The organism is Arenibacter sp. S6351L (assembly GCF_023016025.1).
In the GTDB taxonomy this organism is placed as follows: domain Bacteria; phylum Bacteroidota; class Bacteroidia; order Flavobacteriales; family Flavobacteriaceae; genus Arenibacter; species Arenibacter algicola_B.
Map to the genome: position 1 here is coordinate 12879 of NZ_JALKBB010000019.1, position 18373 is coordinate 31251.

General features: G+C 38.3%; 12 protein-coding genes. 2 read left to right on the forward strand and 10 right to left on the reverse strand.

Annotation, left to right across the window (positions count from 1 at the left end; translation table 11 throughout):
- Positions 1 to 10: 10 nt before the first annotated feature.
- The 6 genes from MWU82_RS15210 to MWU82_RS15235 form a co-directional block, all read right to left on the reverse strand.
- Entirely contained in the window at positions 11 to 1786 is a 1776-nt protein-coding gene (locus tag MWU82_RS15210) for an arylsulfatase (RefSeq protein WP_348646996.1), read from the reverse strand.
- Between the two features lie 276 nt (positions 1787 to 2062).
- Positions 2063 to 3235 (reverse strand): sialidase family protein, encoded by a 1173-nt coding sequence (locus MWU82_RS15215; RefSeq protein WP_247097021.1) that lies wholly within the window; start codon positions 3233 to 3235, stop codon positions 2063 to 2065.
- An 82-nt stretch (positions 3236 to 3317) separates the two neighbouring features.
- On the reverse strand, positions 3318 to 4763 hold the full coding sequence (locus MWU82_RS15220; protein ID WP_215949096.1) for a RagB/SusD family nutrient uptake outer membrane protein: 1446 nt from the start codon (positions 4761 to 4763) through the stop codon (positions 3318 to 3320).
- A gap of 25 nt (positions 4764 to 4788) precedes the next feature.
- Positions 4789 to 8055, reverse strand: a complete 3267-nt coding sequence (locus tag MWU82_RS15225; protein ID WP_247097022.1) for a SusC/RagA family TonB-linked outer membrane protein — start codon at positions 8053 to 8055, stop codon at positions 4789 to 4791.
- Between the two features lie 131 nt (positions 8056 to 8186).
- Positions 8187 to 9107, reverse strand: coding sequence for a dihydrodipicolinate synthase family protein (locus MWU82_RS15230; protein WP_247097023.1), 921 nt, complete (start codon positions 9105 to 9107; stop codon positions 8187 to 8189).
- Positions 9104 to 9826, reverse strand: coding sequence for a FadR/GntR family transcriptional regulator (locus tag MWU82_RS15235; protein WP_215949093.1), 723 nt, complete (start codon positions 9824 to 9826; stop codon positions 9104 to 9106). Before MWU82_RS15235 ends, MWU82_RS15230 begins: the two co-directional genes overlap by 4 nt.
- Before the next feature lie 568 nt (positions 9827 to 10394).
- Here MWU82_RS15235 and MWU82_RS15240 point away from each other — a divergent pair.
- Entirely contained in the window at positions 10395 to 11591 is a 1197-nt protein-coding gene (locus MWU82_RS15240; protein WP_247097024.1) for a HAMP domain-containing sensor histidine kinase, read from the forward strand.
- A 324-nt stretch (positions 11592 to 11915) separates the two neighbouring features.
- Here the strand turns inward: MWU82_RS15240 and MWU82_RS15245 are convergent, their stop codons facing one another.
- The 4 genes from MWU82_RS15245 to MWU82_RS15260 form a co-directional block, all read right to left on the reverse strand.
- Positions 11916 to 12491 carry a helix-turn-helix transcriptional regulator gene (locus tag MWU82_RS15245; RefSeq protein ID WP_247097025.1) on the reverse strand — a complete coding sequence of 192 codons (576 nt, stop codon included), beginning with the start codon at positions 12489 to 12491 and terminating at the stop codon, positions 11916 to 11918.
- Between the two features lie 41 nt (positions 12492 to 12532).
- Positions 12533 to 13180 (reverse strand): adenylate/guanylate cyclase domain-containing protein, encoded by a 648-nt coding sequence (locus MWU82_RS15250; RefSeq protein WP_247097026.1) that lies wholly within the window; start codon positions 13178 to 13180, stop codon positions 12533 to 12535.
- Between the two features lie 528 nt (positions 13181 to 13708).
- Complete coding sequence (locus tag MWU82_RS15255) at positions 13709 to 15193, reverse strand: mannitol dehydrogenase family protein (protein WP_247097027.1); 1485 nt, start codon at positions 15191 to 15193, stop codon at positions 13709 to 13711.
- Positions 15193 to 16914, reverse strand: a complete 1722-nt coding sequence (locus MWU82_RS15260) for a hypothetical protein (protein ID WP_247097028.1) — start codon at positions 16912 to 16914, stop codon at positions 15193 to 15195. Before MWU82_RS15260 ends, MWU82_RS15255 begins: the two co-directional genes overlap by 1 nt.
- A 460-nt stretch (positions 16915 to 17374) precedes the next feature.
- Here MWU82_RS15260 and MWU82_RS15265 point away from each other — a divergent pair, with 460 nt between their 5' ends.
- Positions 17375 to 18340, forward strand: coding sequence for a tRNA-dihydrouridine synthase family protein (locus tag MWU82_RS15265; protein WP_247097029.1), 966 nt, complete (start codon positions 17375 to 17377; stop codon positions 18338 to 18340).
- Positions 18341 to 18373 lie beyond the last annotated feature (33 nt).

Consider the following 18373-nt stretch of genomic DNA (forward strand, 5'->3'; position numbering starts at 1 on the left):
TGAATTGTTTTTAATAAATCTCCAAGTCCAGTTCCTTATAATCTACAACACCTTTCTTATCGGCCCAATGCTGCCAGGCATTAGTTAGCTCCTCTACAAGTTCAGGATAAAACTTGGATAGGTTATTGGTTTCTGTTCGATCTGTATCCAAATTGTACAACTCCCAATTTCCTTTATTTTTAAATTCCATCATGTTGGACCAACTACCAGGATAAGCTGAAACCAATTTCCATTTTCCTTTGATAACTGCCCTATTTCCTTCATGTTCCCAGAATAAAGGCTCATTTCTGTTCAGGGGATTATCCTCAAAGGATGGTACTAGACTTACTCCTTGCAACGGTTTTATAGCATGTCCATTATACTCAGTAGGATATGTTCCTCCAGAAACCTCCAGGCAAGTAGCCATAATATCCATGATATGTCCGGACTGATGACGTAATTTTCCCCGATCAATTATTCCGTTTGGCCAATGAACTATAAAGGGAGTGGATATACCCCCTTCATGGACCCAGTTCTTATGCATTCTAAAAGGTGCATTGGATAAATTGGACCATTGGGGACCATAACTTCCAAATGTATTTTCAGGGCCCAATTCCAAACCAACAAAATCACCGGAGGTAACCTTTTGCCCATCCTTTGTTTTTTCGGGTATCAACTTACTTCTCCATGGAGTTCCCCAACGTTCCACCGTATTGTTCAAATGACCCTCAGCTGAACCTCCATTGTCCGATAGAAAAAAAATAAGAGTATTATCCAATTGTTCATTTTTTATAAGTGCTGAAAGAATTCTACCAATACCTTGATCTACATGCTCAATCATACCCGAGTATGCTTCCATTCTAGATTCTTGCCAGGCCTTATTGGGTTCTTCTTCCCAAGGGATTCCCATGCCATCCCGATCCGATAATTCTGTGGTTAAAGGAATTATACCGAGGCCTTTTAATCTATTGAACCGTTGAATGCGCAAACTGTCCCAACCTTTCGAAAATCTCCCCCTATGTTTTGCGATAAACCCTTCTTTGGCATGCAGTGGATAATGAGGGGCTGTATAGGACAAATACAAAAAAAAAGGATTTTCAGATTCACTTGCTTTCTCTATATAAGAAATGGATTTGTCCGTAAGGGCCTCTGTGTAAAAGAAGTCCTCCTGGGGATCTATAAACTTATTGCCCTCCATAAGTCCTGCAGGTTTATATTGACTACCATATCCCGGCAATGTTCCAAAAAATTCATCGAATCCCCTCTGAAGCGGCCAATTATGGTTGGAAGCATTTGGATCCGTAAATCGAGTCAGGTGCCATTTTCCTGCCATATAGGTATTATATCCGACCATTTTCAGTGCTTCGGCAATGGTTACCGTACTTAAACTCAAATCCCCCTTATACCCTTCATGCCCCAAATCGTTCATCATATGTCCTAAACCGGCCCGATGTGGATACAGCCCGGTCATTAAACTTGCCCTTGAAGGGCAACATCTTGCCGCATTTCTGAAATGTGTATATAATAGCCCATTTTTGGCAAGACGGTCAATATTAGGCGTTGGTATTTCACTTCCATAACAACTGATATCCGAAAACCCAAGATCATCCAACATCACTATTAATATATTGGGCCTTAAATCTTTTTTTTTTTTATTTTCAGAATTTTTGGATCGACAGGATGAAAAAATTAGCACAAGTGACCCTATGATTAAATTCAGAAACCTTACCTTTTTTTTTATATTGTAGATATTTCTCATTGGTAATATTTGCACAACTAATAAATTCATGAAGAAATGCCTATTCATGGCGACTAGTTCATCCTCGATTAAATAAAGGTGTCCAATAGAAAACTTTGAAACAATAAGTCCAGTTAATGAGTATTGAAGCAAAGGTTGCCCTCTGCTTCAATATAACAAACTAACCTAACTCAACTCAAATTGTTTAATTCAGTTCTGAAACCTCAAATCTATAATTACCAAAATCACTCGAATTACCTGTAAGATGTTCATATTTCCTACAAAACTTGGCGCGCTATTCTAATATTTTGATTACGTCTCCAGCTCCTAAAAGCGAAATCTGGTCTATTCCATAATATTTTGGATTTTTTCAAGTGCCTTCTTCCTTTGCTCCGTTAGTTTATTGTTCAATAGGTCAGTTTTGAACCTAAAGGATAGTATATAGGGTTGTTCACCCTCATCCCAATGCCCATAAGTGGTACATAACAGAGTACCGTCAGGTAATAGTTCTGCTGTTGGGTAAGTGGAATCCCAATCTTTCGTGTTATCCTTAAACCGAATTCGAAATTGGCCTTCATAACCATTTTTCAAATCATCCCAGCTGCCAACCCATCCAACCCAATCACCTTCTGTGGGACTCATCACATTACCAGGTCTATTACGAGGGGTATTATCTCTAAACTGTATCAACAATCTTCCATCAGGCATATATATTCCTTGGTGCCTGTCACCGTTAAGAGATCCAGGCATAGGTTTGGGTTTGCTCCAGGTCTTACCTTCATCGGAACTAAACATAATCTGACTGTTATAATTTCTGGCATTCTCCCTTAATAACATTGCTATTTCACTCTTGTCTGGACTGTATATTAGGCCTGCCTCGCATAAATGGTGGCTGCTAGCCCTATACAATTCCTTCGGTTCACCCCAAGAGAGTCCCCCGTCCAAACTTTCTACTTGGTATAAAATCATGGTTTTTTCTGGACCCTGGGTATGGAAGGTAGCCAAATAATGTCCAGCATTTTTTAAAGGTATACAATCCGCCATAGCCACGATTCCTGTGTAATCTCCAATCCCTTTCAATTCGCTCCAAGTTTCTCCTTGATCCTCTGATACGGCCATTCTTATGACTTCCTGAAAACGATGTTGCGCTCCACTGAACATAATTAACCTATCTATTCCTTTAGCGTCAGTTGTTGGATAAATTGTAGGAACTTCCTTGCTAGTTGCCCAGCTTTCAGGTGTCTTTAAACGATCAGACCATGTTTTGCCACCGTCAATAGATTTTTTCATCACTATCCCACCTTTGCCATGACCTTTGGGGTAAACGCAGATAATGGTTTTACCATCTTCTAATAGCACTGTTGTTGGATGTCCAAGATATTGGTCTTTTTCCTTATCTATGACAATTTGGATGTCCTCTTCTCCATCCAAATCGATTATGGGTAAATCAAATCCCAGTTTGCCAAACACTTGTGAAAATCCACTTGTGGTTACCAAAAAAGCTAAAGAGACAAACATTAGAATTTTTTTTATTCTTTCTGAATTTATACAACAATTCATAGTCTTAAACATTTTAGAGAATATTGGAAGGAAAATATAATTATTCATAACCTTCAGTTTGTTCTATTAAAGCATTCTCAGCCATAACTGATTGACTAACTGACCAATAAAGTGGAGTTGTCTGACCTTGTAAATTGGGCACAAAATTATATACGTCAATGGTGCCGTCTGCATGGAATCTTCTGAGGTCCCACCATCTTTTTGGTTCCAAAAAAAGTTCCCTACCTCTTTCTGCTAATATTTCAAGATTTATGGAGGTTTGGTCCATTAAACCAGAATAATCATCGGTATTAGCCCTATTCCGAACTAAATCCAATGCGATAACCGCATTTTCCAAATCGTTTTTTGCGGCATAGGCTTCGGCACGCAACAATAACATATCGGCCCATCTGTATATGATAAAATCATTTGTAAACAAACGAACCCCGTCAATAATCTCTCCATAATACCTAGTTTGAGAATAAGAAATTATTGGTCCATCAACTTCCAAATAAAATGGCAGAAAGGTTCTATCCGCTCTTACATCCGTAATACTACTAAACAGATTCCTTGTTCTCTCACTGGGTGAATAATTGTGCCTAACATTAGCACTGCTACCAGGAATATCGGGACTGGCTACAGGATCATAATTAACATCCCTTACCGATAAGGTACTGGCATAATGATTATTGACCTCATCACGATGATTGAAAATTGAGAAAATTATTTCATCGTTCTTTTTAGTATCAAAAACATCCTCGAAAGAATCCAACAACGTTACCCCTTGGTCTTGAATTTTTTGTATAGCCGCCAAAGCTGCATCATAATCAGGGACACCACCTCCCAAAACTTTTCCCGTCCACATTTTCACATCCGCCAGTAGGGCATATGCCGCTGGTTTGGATGCAAAGTTTTTATCTTTAAATCCATCGTTGGGAAAGAGTGATATGGCATCGGAAATATCTGCATTTATCTGGACAAATACCTGTGCAACAGGTGTTCTTCCGATCACCTCGGCATCGGGGGACAAAACAGGCTCAGTAAGCAGAGGGACATCACCCCAAATTCTGGCCATATAAAAATAATATGTCGCCCTTAAAAATAAGGCTTCAGCTTTTAATTTATCCCTATCGTCTTCATTTGAAAAAGAAAGGTCATCTGCTACCGATAATAAGAAATTGATATTATTCAAGGCCCCATAGTAACCGGTCCAAGAGGTTCCGTTTGTAGAAGTAATATTTTGACTCCAAGCATTGGAAACGGTACCAATCACACCAACATCAAAGCCTTCCCCTCTATCTTCATGATAATAAGTGCTATTGTAATCGTCCTTTAAATCCCTGTAAATTCCTTGTAATAAAGCTTGGGCCTCTTGTCCGTTGGCAGGAAAATTCCCAAATACAATATCGGAAGGTACTTCTGTGTCCAAAACATCCTCACATCCTGTAAGACCAAATACAAGGCCAAGGAAAATAGGAAACATAAAAATTTTATATAATTGTTTCATAATCAAAATTTAATTTTTGTTTTACTTAAAAAGAAGCGGTTAACCTAAGTCTTATCTGAAATGGCCTAGGGTATATACCTTCATCGGTGCCATCAAATTGTTCCGGTGTTAACCCATCATACTGGGTTATGTAGCCTAAATTGTAAAATTCCAATCCAAGACTTGTATTACTCATTCCCAATTTTCCACTAATATCTTGAGGGAATAAATAGCTAAGGGATACCTCCCTAAAGGATAAATAATCTCCTTTTTTCGTGTATATATTGGATTGTCTATGATGATTTCTCGGTCCATTATCAGCACCGGATGCGTTATCATATCTAGGTAAAGTAGCAATATCGCCTTGTTCTTTCCACATGGCATCACTTAAAACATCTGTATTAGTTACCACATTATTCCTCGAATTTGCGTTTGATCTTGCTCTAAAATTATTCCATATTACATGACCCGTCGCCCAATCCTGTACCAATCGCAGTGAAAGCCCTTTAAAAGAAATTGTATTCACCATGCCTCCACGAAAATTTGGATCGATATAGCCCATAAATACCTGATCCCTAGAATCTATAATGTTGTCTCCATTTACATCTTTCCAAATAGCATCGCCACCCTTCTTTGCTCCACCATATTGTGATCTGTAATACCCGGACATTCCTTGGTCATCAGGTGCATTTGCCGCTTCTTCATCCGTTGCGTAAACTCCAATCATCTCATAGGCCCATACTCCGTTGGGCCTTTCTCCCTCTGCAAGGCCACCAACCCGCGTTTCGTTACCATTTTCATCCCAAATTATTAGACCACCACTTCGGTTTTTGTCGAACTCATTATCTGGCAACTCAGTAACTTCGCTCTTATTATATGCTAAATTTGCTGCCAAATTCCATGAAAAATTCTCTTTTGCAATAAGGGTCCCACTGAGCTCCATTTCCACCCCTTGGTTGGTTAAGGATCCAAAATTACTTCTGATACTACTAAATCCTGTTTGTGCTGGAAGCGGCATATTCAAAAGTCTGTCTGAGGTTACTTTATTATAATAATCAAACAGAATATTGAAGCGGTCATTAGCTATACCTAAGTCCAATCCTATATTGGTTTGGGTGGTCGTTTCCCACTTTAAATTATAATTTGGCAGTTTTGAAATTCTTACAGCACTTCCCAAAGCATAGGAGGTAGACGAAAACCCACCTTGAGTATCCGAAAGGGCCAAATTGTCATTTCCTGCTTTACCCCAACTTCCTCTAAATTTGACTTTACTGATTAGATCGGATTTCCAGAATTCCTCTTGATGTATATTCCAACCTGCAGATACTGCCGGGAAAATACCAAATCTATTATTTTCCGAGAATCTCGAAGATCCATCACGTCTAATACTAAAACCTAAAAGATATTTCCTTGAAAAATTATAATCCAACTTTCCAAAAAAGCTCATCAACTTATTGGTAGAAATATCAGAGCTAACCCTTTCTCTCTCAGTCTCGGAGGCGTTCAAGGTCGAAATTAAATCAGTAGGGGCATTACTACCACTACCACTAAAATTTTCATAATGATTTTTAACATATTGGCTTCCTAACAAAATATCTAAATTATGCTTTTCTTTAAATGTATTTGTATACTTCAACAAACCATCCAACATTACCTGGTTTTGAGTATCATTAAACCTTGACATTGCCCTATTGCTAATCTCGGGAGAAGCCCGCTCAAAAAAATTGCCATTGCTTTCCAGTCTATATACAGAAGCGCTGGGAGAAAAGGAAAGTCCTTTTACAATATTCCAATCAAGGCCAATTTTACTACTTGTCCTAAACTGTTTTCGTTCATCATCCTGATAGTATAATTCATGAAAAATATTTCTTGGTGAACTAGTGGTTTCTCCTAATGCTGGGGTGCCATCATCATTCCAAATTCTATAAGTGTGGGGTAACCTAGAAGATCTGTTAATAGTATTATTAGTACTCCTAGGCTGATCAATATCATTGAATTGATAGGTGAATTGGCCGTTTACCCTTAGTTTATCATTAACATTAAAAGTACCATTCATTAAGGTATTGAATCGAGTTGCACCTGTTCCAATAACCACACCTTCCTGGTCTAAATAGCCTGCACTAATATTATAGTTGCCCATTTCAGAAGAACCGGACATACCAACATTTATATCGTGTGTAATTGCAGATTGGACCCTTATTTCATTGAGCTTATTATCAATAAATATTAACTCTCTGCCAGTGACTGGATCTGTCATGGTTCTATAACCATTGTTTAACAAACCATCTACATAGGCCTGCCCTTCTAAAGAGGTCAGCTCATCCAAATAGGTTAATGCAATGCGCTCAAAACCAAATTCTCCTTTTTCCGTTAGTTCCTGAACAGAATACCCAAAGTTTGCATTTGTCAGCCTAGCTCCCGGACTGTTTAGGCTCACACCTTTCTCCGCAGCAAGTCTAGATACTCTAAGATAATCCTCTACACTGGTCCAATTATAGTCTTTAGCTTGTTGATCAACTCCTGTTGAATAACGTATGTTAATACGCCCTTTTCCGGAATCCTTCCCAGTTACGGTTGTAACCAAGATAACACCATTAGCGGCTCGGGCACCATATATAGCTGTAGAGGCCGCATCTTTTAGAACTTCAATTGATTTGATGTCACTAGGGCTAACACCATTAAGATCTTCTCTAAAAACCCCATCAATTATATAAAGAGGTTCATTGGCACTGGAGCGCGGATCTGTTTGAGTTCCTCCTCTAATATAAACAGCTGCCCCTGACCCTGGTTGGCCTGAATCGACATTCACACTTAGTCCTGCAACTTTTCCTTGCAACAGTTGAACAGGATTAACTGCTGGGCTGTTTTGAATTTCAGTTTGCTTGATTTTGGATACCGAGCTTGACATCAATGACCTGGATTGAGTACCAAAACCAACAACTACTACTTCATCAAGACTTTCGGCCGATTCCTGTAAACGAACATCAATGGCTTGCCGTCCATTCAGTGGTATTTCCTGGGGAGACATCCCTATATAAGTATAAACCAAAATAGCATTGGAAGGCACATTAACACTATAAAGACCATCAAAATCCGTTGTAACGCCATTTGTTGTTCCTTTTTCCACAATACTTACTCCAGGCAGAGGTACACCTTGGCTATCAGACACAGTTCCCTTTACATTAATCAAGTTCTGTGCTATTGCATTTTGTGCCGATAGGAAAAGGAAAATTAGGGGAAAGCAGGAAAATATCGTTTTTCTAAGCATAGAAACAATATTCCCTTTCAAAGAGAATTCAGTTATTTTTTTCATAATTTTGAAGTGTTTAAATTAATTCATACATATTTTTGGGTTAATTACTTGCCCTGCGCTGCCACGCGGGGCTTTTTAGTCTAATCGGGTTGTGTTTACGCCTATGGGGTTCATGTTTTTTGATTAATGTTTTAATATGAATTGACCATCTCAAAAAAACCACAATCCTTTAATTCATTTTCGAATGCCTTCATCTCATTAGAAGAAAGAGATTGCAATGGTTTACGACATGGCCCACAATCTATTCCTATGAGTCCCATAATTGCTTTTCCTGATACCAAGGCACCTTTATACTTGATAAGAATATTGATCACTTCAATGGATTTCCTTTGTTTTTCCCTGGCCTTTTCGATATTGCCATTTGTAAAATCCTCAATGATTCCATAATACAAAGGCGCCATAAAATTGTAAGTACTTCCTACCGCCCCGACCGCTCCAAATGATAATCCTGCCAGCAACAATTCATCATAACCATGGAGAATATCCCATTTTCCATTATCCATAGATATGCACTTGGACATTTCCATAAAGTTGTTATCGGTGAATTTGATTCCGGCAAGATTTGGTATTTTACTTTTTGCTTCATTTAGATATTCAGACATGGGAAAGTCAACCCCTGAAAGCGCCGGGATATGATAATAATAAAACGGCAATTCCGGAGCTGACAGTGCCACATCCTTACTAAACTCAACCAACTCATTCACTCCCTTTGGGGCCAAAAACGGAGGCCCCATTATAGCAATTGCCTCAGCTCCCAATCGCGCGGATTCCGAGGCCAATAATTTGGCACTGGATATACTTGTGCTCCCAGCATGGGCTATAACCCTAAAATCTTCCGATTTTTGGGAAACCCAGGCTTCGATAACCTCCAACCTTTCCGTGTCAGTCATCAACATTCCTTCTCCCGTGGTACCGGCAACAAAAACACCCTTGAGCCCAATATTTTTCAAATGGTCAGCATAAGAAGACACATTTTTTACATTAATTTTGCCATTTAAATCCATTCCAGTAAATGGAGCGGCAATCAATCCTTTTGTTTTCTTTATTGTCATTTTTTATTATTAAAATTGTATAAGAACTCCCAATACGGTCTTAAGTGTTTTCTAATTTTTTCTTGATATAAATTTTTGTCATTATCCTTTATTGCCTGTAATAAATCACTATGCGTTACAAGCTCATCACTTTCTTGCAGCTTCTTATTTATAGGTTCAAAATAACTTTCATAATTATGTTTGGCAAAAACAAAAACAGGTTGCATCAGCTCATAAAAATTTAGGATAAATTTGTTTCCTGCGACTTCATAGATTCGCTTATGAAATTGCATTTCATCTTCAATTGACAAGTTGTTTATTCCAATGGCCTGTTGCCTTGAAATAATCTGTTCCAAATCTTCAATATCTTTTTCAGTAACATTAGTAAATAGAAATTCGGCTATCCCAACCTCCATGGCTATTCTCATACCCATTAATTCTTTTATAGTAGGAACACTAAGGAGCTGAGGATCCAAGACTTTTCTAAATCCATTCAGTAATGGAGGCTCCTTAACAATTATTCCTCTTTTTGTACGAGATTCCAAAATTCCTAACATTCTTAAGCGACTCATGGCTTCCCGTACTACATTACGCCCCACACTAAACATTTCGACAAATTCCTTTTCATTCGGAAGGGAATCTCCCGGAACTAGTTTGTTCTCCTTTATATATTCGATGATTTTTGCCTCTACCTGGTCGGTGAGGGTAGTAACTATAAATTTCGATTCCATATTACTCATATAAATCCCTTTTGTCCTACAAATATAACAAAACACACAATATGGCAAAATATTTATTGAAAATTATTGTAAACTGAATTAAGGTAATATTGTCGCAAGAGAACACAAAACTGCACAGGTTTTGGAACAAATTATTACAAACTAATATCTGGGAATTCCCGTATTTAGTAAGTTTTGATAAACCGAACAGGAATTCATAACCAATCGTAAAGCCCAAAATCATCTACCTTACTTATACCCAGTGTACTATGATTATATTTCAACAAAAACCCATTTAAGTTTCCAAAAAACATTAAAAAACCAGATTATTGCACGATTTTTTTTAATCTTTATCAAAATAAATTGAACAAAAAAAATGACCTTAGATTATCCCTCGATATTGTTTTTTTTAGCCCTGAATAATTTATTTATAATTGCACTGTTCATCTATCAATATTTTTATCAACACAAACAATGGTATTTGTTGTTGGTTGCATTGGGTATTATGTTTCAAACCAGTGCTATTCTTATGTATGCCAATAGGGAGTTATTAGCTCCTTTATTTGCTTTGCGCATTAATAATTTCCTTATGATTTCCTGTTTTGCCTTTACATCATTTGGCCTTATCTCTTTTGATGGTAAAATGCGAAAAAAACTGTTATGGATTTTCGCGGGTTTTGCTTTTATATTTTACTCCGCCATTTTGTTTGCTGAAGAAAACAACGTCATTCTTAGTATTATACGCATAGCGTCCTGCTCTATTTTCTATGCTATAGGTGCTTATTATCTATTTTTCAATAAAAATAAATACAAGTTCTCCATCATATTAAGTGGGGTACTACTATTGTATTCCATATTCCAACTCTTTCGAGCGGTTAATATATACCAATTGGGAGAGTCTTATGTTTTCCTCCAGAATTCTACTTTCAATAACTGGTTTCTAATAATTTCTGTTCTTGTAATTAGTGCTATTAGTATAGGTTACATAATGCTTTTAAAAGAAGTAGATCAAAAAACAATACTTCGAAAAAATAAAATCATTGAACAGGATAAACATAAACTGGAAGCGTTGAACCAAACCCAAAATAAATTGTTTTCAATTATAGCGCACGATTTAAGAAGTCCGTTCAACAACATATTATGCCTTTCTGAACTACTCTCAGAAAAGGTAGCTGTCACCGAAAATTCTGAATCTGAAGAGTTTGTTGATCTAATAAATACAACTGCAAAAAACACCCTCAGTTTGCTGGACAATTTATTAAACTGGGCAAAGTCGCAAACCGGAGAACTTGGTTTTAGCCCTGAAAAAATTAAGCTGTCCAAAGTGATACACCATATTATTGAACTTAAAATGTCCCAGGCAAAAGCTAAGAACATTTCCTTGCATTTTTCTCCTATAGACGAAATTGAATTAAGTACTGATAAAAATATTCTAGGAACTATTTTAAGGAATTTAATTTCGAACGCCATAAAATTCACAAATCCTGGAGGACATATAGAATTGGTAACTACTACTGATGAGCACCGGGTTGAAATTTCTATTAACGACAATGGCGTTGGTATGACAGAGGATACCATTCGCAAAATTTTTGACCTAACCACCAATGTTACCTTGCCGGGTACTGCCAACGAAAATGGTTCCGGTCTGGGCTTGGTCCTTTGCAAGGAATTTGTGGAAAAATTGGGTGGGCATCTTTGGGTTGAAAGTGAATTAGGAAAAGGGAGTAATTTTAAATTTACATTGCCTTTAAATATTTCAAAACCTGAATTAGCAAAAAGTGCTTAATAACTTTTCCTATGAAATGCCTTTTAATTAAAATGACAAAACATTATAAATAAAAAAACCGCCTAATACCCATAGGCGGCCTTTACCGTTTAAATGCAAATAATGTTAATTACAACCCTTGCAAGCACAAGAACTACCGCAGTTGCAGTTTTCACAAGTACAATTTGGTTTGCCGCAACTCTGTTTAATGTTTTGACTAGTGCTGTTCAATTTTAATTCTGATTTCATGATTTTTGTTTTTAAATAATTTTATAGGCCAAAGATAGAATCAGGATGGCTGTTCAGTTTTACATCACTTTGGGAAAGACTTACAGAATTTTGGGATTATATTTGGTCGAGCAATTTTCGCTTGTTTGAACCCACTCGTTTGAAATGGGAAGGAGTTAGTCCACTAATTTTTTTAAACTGGTTGGAAAGATGGGCAACGCTGCTATACTCCATTTCAAAAGCTATTTCGGACAAAGTCATTTCATTATATACCAGTAGTTCCTTTACTTTTTCGATCCTTTGATCAATGAAATAATTTTCAATAGTACGGCCTTCTACTGATGAAAAAAAACTGCTTAAATAGGTATATTCGTGGTGCAGGTGTTCCGAGAGAAAAACAGAGAGCTTCATTTTTTGTTCATTTGGACCAACTTCCTTCCTCGCCTTCATGAGTACCAATTGTTTTATTTTTTCAACCAACCCATGCATGCGATTATCAATCAATTCGAGCCCTATTTGAACGAGCTCGGTGCGTAACAGATTACTTTGCTCCTTGGTAATACTTTCCGATAAATGAATTTCTCCAATATCAACTTGTTGAAACGGTATGGATAAATCCATTAAAATATCCCTAACTGCAAGTATGCAGCGATGACAAACCATGTTTTTTACAAACAATATATTAGAAGCCATAATTTAAAACAGGATTAAGATACTTCAATAAATAGTCGACCTTAATTGACTTCATGATTGGTCAATTGATTTCTTAAATAAATATCCAAACAGTTGGACGAACAAAAGAAAATATCGTCCCGTGTTGGATGCTTTATGGCTTGGTTCGTATCCAAAATCAGCATTCTGCAAACGCTATCGATAAAAACTGAATTTATATTTTCGCTTCTTAATTCATATAATTCCACAAAGCCTGTTATATTTTTGAAGCTGTGCTTCCCCATTGATTTTAAATTACTAACGGACTTATCGGAAAGCGACTGGACAAACTCTTCTGAACACCAAAAAGTACCAGGGCTTGCTTTGGCCGCAATTCTTGAAGTCAGGTTTATGGCCGAACCAAAATAGCTGTCGCGCCTTTTAAGAAGCTTTCCATAATGCAGCCCACCATGAACCTGAAGAAAATTATGTTCTTGGGATGTAGTGTTTAAAATATTGGTTGCTGTTGCAAGTAAAGCATCGGAAGTTGTTGAAACAATCATCAATTCATCTCCAATACGCTCCTTCAGATGACTATCTCCAACAATACAATCTTCCACAATTGCTATATACTTGTCAATTAAGTCTGCCGCCGAAACAGCACCATGTGTTTCTGTTAGAGCGGTATAACCGGACAAGTCGGAAATTAGAATGCAGATATCCTCTTCCATACTAATTAATTTAAATAAAAAGTATTAACCCTCAGGGCAAGCCCTGAAGCCAATAATAGGAATCGACCCAAGGGTCGAGGTATTGAACCTAGATCCCGCCGAAAAAGGCGGGATTAGTTCAACTTGCAATTTTAAGTGCGTCTTACTCACTTCTCAAAATAGAGTTTCACTAATAAAGTTACAAATATTTTAATTCCCTATTTTAAACTTCACTACTTAATTTCTATGAAATCCGTTCTCAATAATCCCCTAAAATCCACGGGTTTTATTAATTAAAATCTGAGCCTTGGACTTATTGCAGTTGTAGTTGGGACTGCTACGGTTCTTGTTGTGAACACATTGGCACTTCGCCGATAATTCAACCCAGCCATTCCCACTCTATAGACCTACAGCTGAATTCTTGATCAGAGACCGAAAGCATCAATATTATTAAAAGGTTACGGTAGTTTAGGTTACCATACAGCGCAAAGAAATCTTTGAAAAAGTTCAAGTCCATTCAATTACCACCCATTCCATCAAAATCTTCTTCTACAGCATACTTTGCATCAACTTTTTAATATTGCCATTTTCATAGATTTTCTGTACCATATCCGCATAGAGCTCAGTGAATTGCTTGTTCTGGACAAGATCACCAAAAAGGGATTCCTGCCGTATAAAGGCAAGCGGGTCGGTTTGGGTCTGTTGGGCAGCCTGTTGTAGCTGGACACTCATAGCGTCTATTATCTCGAGGGGTTGTCCATTTTTATCCATCCCCTTATCACTATAGTAACACCAAGCGGCAATCACCAAGGTGGCGAACTTGATGCTTCCCTTACCCATCAAATTATCCTGAAGGGTCGGGATCATAAATTTTGGTAATTTGGCTGAGCTTTCCGAACAAATACGGCTAACACTGTCCTTTATATTGGGATTGGCAAAGCGTTCCTGCAAACTGTCTTTGTATTTATTGAGATCAATACCTTTCACTTCACCCAATACAGGACTTACTTCTTTATCCATAAATGCCCTTAAGTAGGTAACGAAAGTTTCGTCTTCCATACAGGCATTAATGGTTTTATGTCCGTGAATAGCGCCCAAAATACCCAGTACGGAATGGCCAGCATTCAATAGGCGGAGTTTCATTTCCTCATATGGTTTCACATCTGGCACGAATTGCACCCCTACCTTTTCGAAATCAGGTCGCCCATTCGAAAATTTATCTTCAATTACCCATTGTATAAAAGGCTCGCAGGTTACCGGCCACTCATCCGTTATACCATAGGTTTTCTCTAAATATTCAATGTCCGATTGACTGGTAACTGGGGTTATACGGTCTACCATACTATTCGGAAAGCACACTTCTTTTTCAATCCATTCCGCCAAGGTCATATCTTGTTTGCGGGCAAACGTCAACAACATCTTTTGTGCCACATCCCCGTTGTGCTGAATATTATCGCAAGACATAATGGTGAAGGCTGCTAGTCCTGCATCACGACGCTTTTTTAAGGCGGCCGTTAAATAGCCATATACGGTTTTAGGGCTATCGGGATGTTTCAATTCATGTTGTATGTCGGGATTGCCAAAATCAAATTCTCCAGTGGTAGGGTTAAAATTATAACCTCCTTCGGTAATGGTAAGGGAGACAATTTTTGTGTCGGGACTTGCCATAATTTCCAGAACGCTCTCGGCTTCATCCACCCCCAGTTTAAAATCGATTATGGAACCTATGATTTGAGGTTCTATCTTGCCATCGGGATGCTTTACGATAAGGGTGTAAAGTCCGTCTTGTTTATTAAGTACGTCATGTATTTTCCGATCCCCTTCTCTTAAACCAACTCCGCAAATACTCCACCCACTGGCACTGAAACCTTCCATAAGTTTATGCGTATAATAAGCTTGATGGGCTCTATGAAAACCCCCTACTCCAATATGGACCATTCCTACTTTTTGTGCATCGCGATTATAAGTGGGGACTGGAATACGATTGCCCAACTGAGCCAAATTCTTTTGATTAAGTAGTAAAGTATTTTTCATTAAAGTTTTGCTTTTTTTGATTTTATACGTAGCAATGCCCAATAGGCCGTCACGAAATAAATGATGGTGCAAATAAATGCATATCTATAAAATATTTCCCGATTTTCCAGGTACATATTTTCATCTTCACTGCCAAATAATACCACAGAGGCCAGAACCAAGGTAATAACTAGGGCGATAATCGCAATGGTTTTAAGTACCTTGGAAAATATGGATATGACTACAACAGGCTTGGCCTCTGTTTTGGCCTGTTGCTCTTGAAACTTGGCAATTTCTTGGTTGCGTATTTCTTCCTGTTGTTCCGCTTCTGGATATTTATTCTTGGCACCGTACCGGCCCGCTAAAAATGTATACACCAAGATAGTGAAAATCCAAGTGGGAATAAATAGGTAAAAGAAGGACATTACATTAAGTGCATTCAGCCCAAAACCAAATACCAAGCCTAAGCCCCAAGAGGCCACTGCGGGAGTACTAAAGGTTAGTTGACGATAGGAAGACCAATAACGGGTATATCCTATCCTAGGGAAGATTTGATGTTCTGCAAATACAATGGCCCCTACCGGAACCACCAACAGACCTGCATAGGTAAGTAATGGAAGTATTTGAGAAAATACAAAAGGAAAGCAGGCAATGGCGATGGTTACCAATCCCACCACTATGGTAGTTTTTTTTCGGGAATGGTTATAGAAAATAGCCTGAGCAGCCAAACCTGCCCGGTAAAGATTTGTAATGGCCGTGGTCCATCCCGCAACAATAACAATAACAAATCCGGACCAACCCAGGGCATAATAGGCAACATCACCTGGATCCAGTTCTACAATTGCTTTTCCCAAGATTACCGCAGTTCCGGCACCCATAATACCGGCAGCGATCCAAGCCACATAATGCCCGAACATCATTCCAGTGCTGGTAGCCAGACCATAGGATTTTTTCTTGGCGAAACGTAATAGAGCCATATCTATAAGTCCAAAATGTGTAATGGTATTCGCAGCCCAGGCAAAGCCGATAACTTCTATCAATCCAATGCCCGGTTCCCCGTTGCTATCGGTTCCCGTCCATATAGATTGATCGCCCAAGCTAATAAAATCGGTCCAACCAGTGGGTAAGGTTTTATCCAAAACGTCCAAGGATAATGCAGGTAAAAGCACCATGGCACCGCTGGTAAACATTACGAACAACCACGGGGCACAGAGGCCGGAAAATTCGGAAACAGCATTAAAACCGTAAAGCGCAATGGATACCACTACGATACCTACACATAACACTATCAAAATAAACCACATGTTGGTAGGGTACCAATTAAGCTGGGCAGGGATATCAAAGGCAAATCTAACTGCAGTCGCGGAAACCGTAACCATAGCTGCGGATATCACCGAAAATATAATGACATTGGCCCAATTATAGAGTTTGGTCATGGAATCCCCGGCAATCTTATTGAGATAGGTGTAAAGGCTTAAACGGGTATCCACAGCAATTGGGGAAGTAATGAATGTCCAACTAAGAACGGCCAAAATATTCCCGATCAATAACCCCAATAAGATGTCCATTGTTCTCGCTCCCAAGGCTACAAAGGTCGCTCCGATTACGAACTCTGTCGCCGCAACATGTTCCGCGGCATATAGTCCGGCAAAATGCGTCCAATCATGTAATTTATGTTTGGCAACGGGTAATTGTTCCTCGTTTAAGTCTTTGAACTGTTGAAAATCGTCGGTCGTATTCATATTTTATGTTGGCTATGGTAATTGAGTTCTTGATATATATTGATGCAAGGGTTTCCTATGAAATTAAAAATATTTTGTTTGGATGCACTTTTAAATTCCACCAATATATAAAAAATATAAGGGCTCCCATAGATTGGTACCCTTCTTCATAAAACGAACTCAGCAACTAACTGTAATTTTTTTACTTATTCGGTTATTGCGCGACCCATTTTCTGACTAAAATGGATTTTATCCCAACTTTATTCCAGCACTATTGGCTTCTATCCTCTACACTAATAATCTACCAATTGAATTATTTCACATCTTTCATTCTATTTCAAACTTTACATGAACAACACTGCCCCCTGCAACTCCTTACTTTACCCCCATTGGTCTTATTCCAGACATAAGTCTTATGGTTTCAATTCCTAAGTAAAAACCTTCAACCAATTATCCTATCTTTGCCCAGCTAAACAAAAAGATGGCTTCTACCCTACTTTCATCACCCTTACAAGGTTTTACCGATTTCAGGTTTCGCAATGCCTTCAACCATTACTTTGGGGGTATAGATACTTTTTATTCGCCCTACATTAGACTAAATGGAAAGTTGAAAATTAAACAATCCTATCAGGACGATATATTACCGGAAAACAACACCACTTTAGAGGTGATTCCTCAAATAATCACCAACGATCCCGAGGAGTTTGTTTATGTTGCCAAATACGTTCAGAGTTTAGGCTATAAGGAATTAAATTGGAATTTAGGTTGCCCCTACCCCATGGTGGCCAAATCTGGAATGGGCTCTGGTCTTATTTGCAATCCTGCAAGAATAAACGAGGTTTTGCATAGAGCACATAACGAAACAGACATTTTGGTGTCTATGAAAATGAGAATGGGATACGAAAACCCTGAGGAAATTCTGGACGCCTTTCGTATTTTAGATGAATACCCGCTTAAAAACATTGCTATTCATGCCAGAATAGGAAAGCAACTCTACAAAGGACCTGTAGATCTGGAGGCATTCGAAAAATGCATTGGCAGCACCAAACATAGGCTGTACTACAACGGGGACATTACCAGCGTATCCGCATATAAAGAAATTGAAAAAAGGTTTCCCAGTATTGATCATTTTATGATCGGGCGTGGCTTAATTGCCGACCCTTTTTTACCCAGTATGATAAAAAATAACAGTACGGAATATCCCTCCAATCGATGGTCCATTTTTTCAGAATTTCATGACACCATTTACCGGCAATATGATGAGTACCTGTCCGGGCCAACCCCTATAAAAATGAAAATGCTGGGTTTTTGGGAGTTCTTTTCCCAATCTACCTCCAATCCACAAAAAACTTACAAAGCCATAAAAAAGGCTTCAAATCCTGTAAAATACAGATTGGCCGTGGATCAAATTATAAATACGGAAATGAAAGTTAAGAGCGCTTTTTAGAAGGGTTTGTGTTTGGGTTTGTCCATAGAAGCG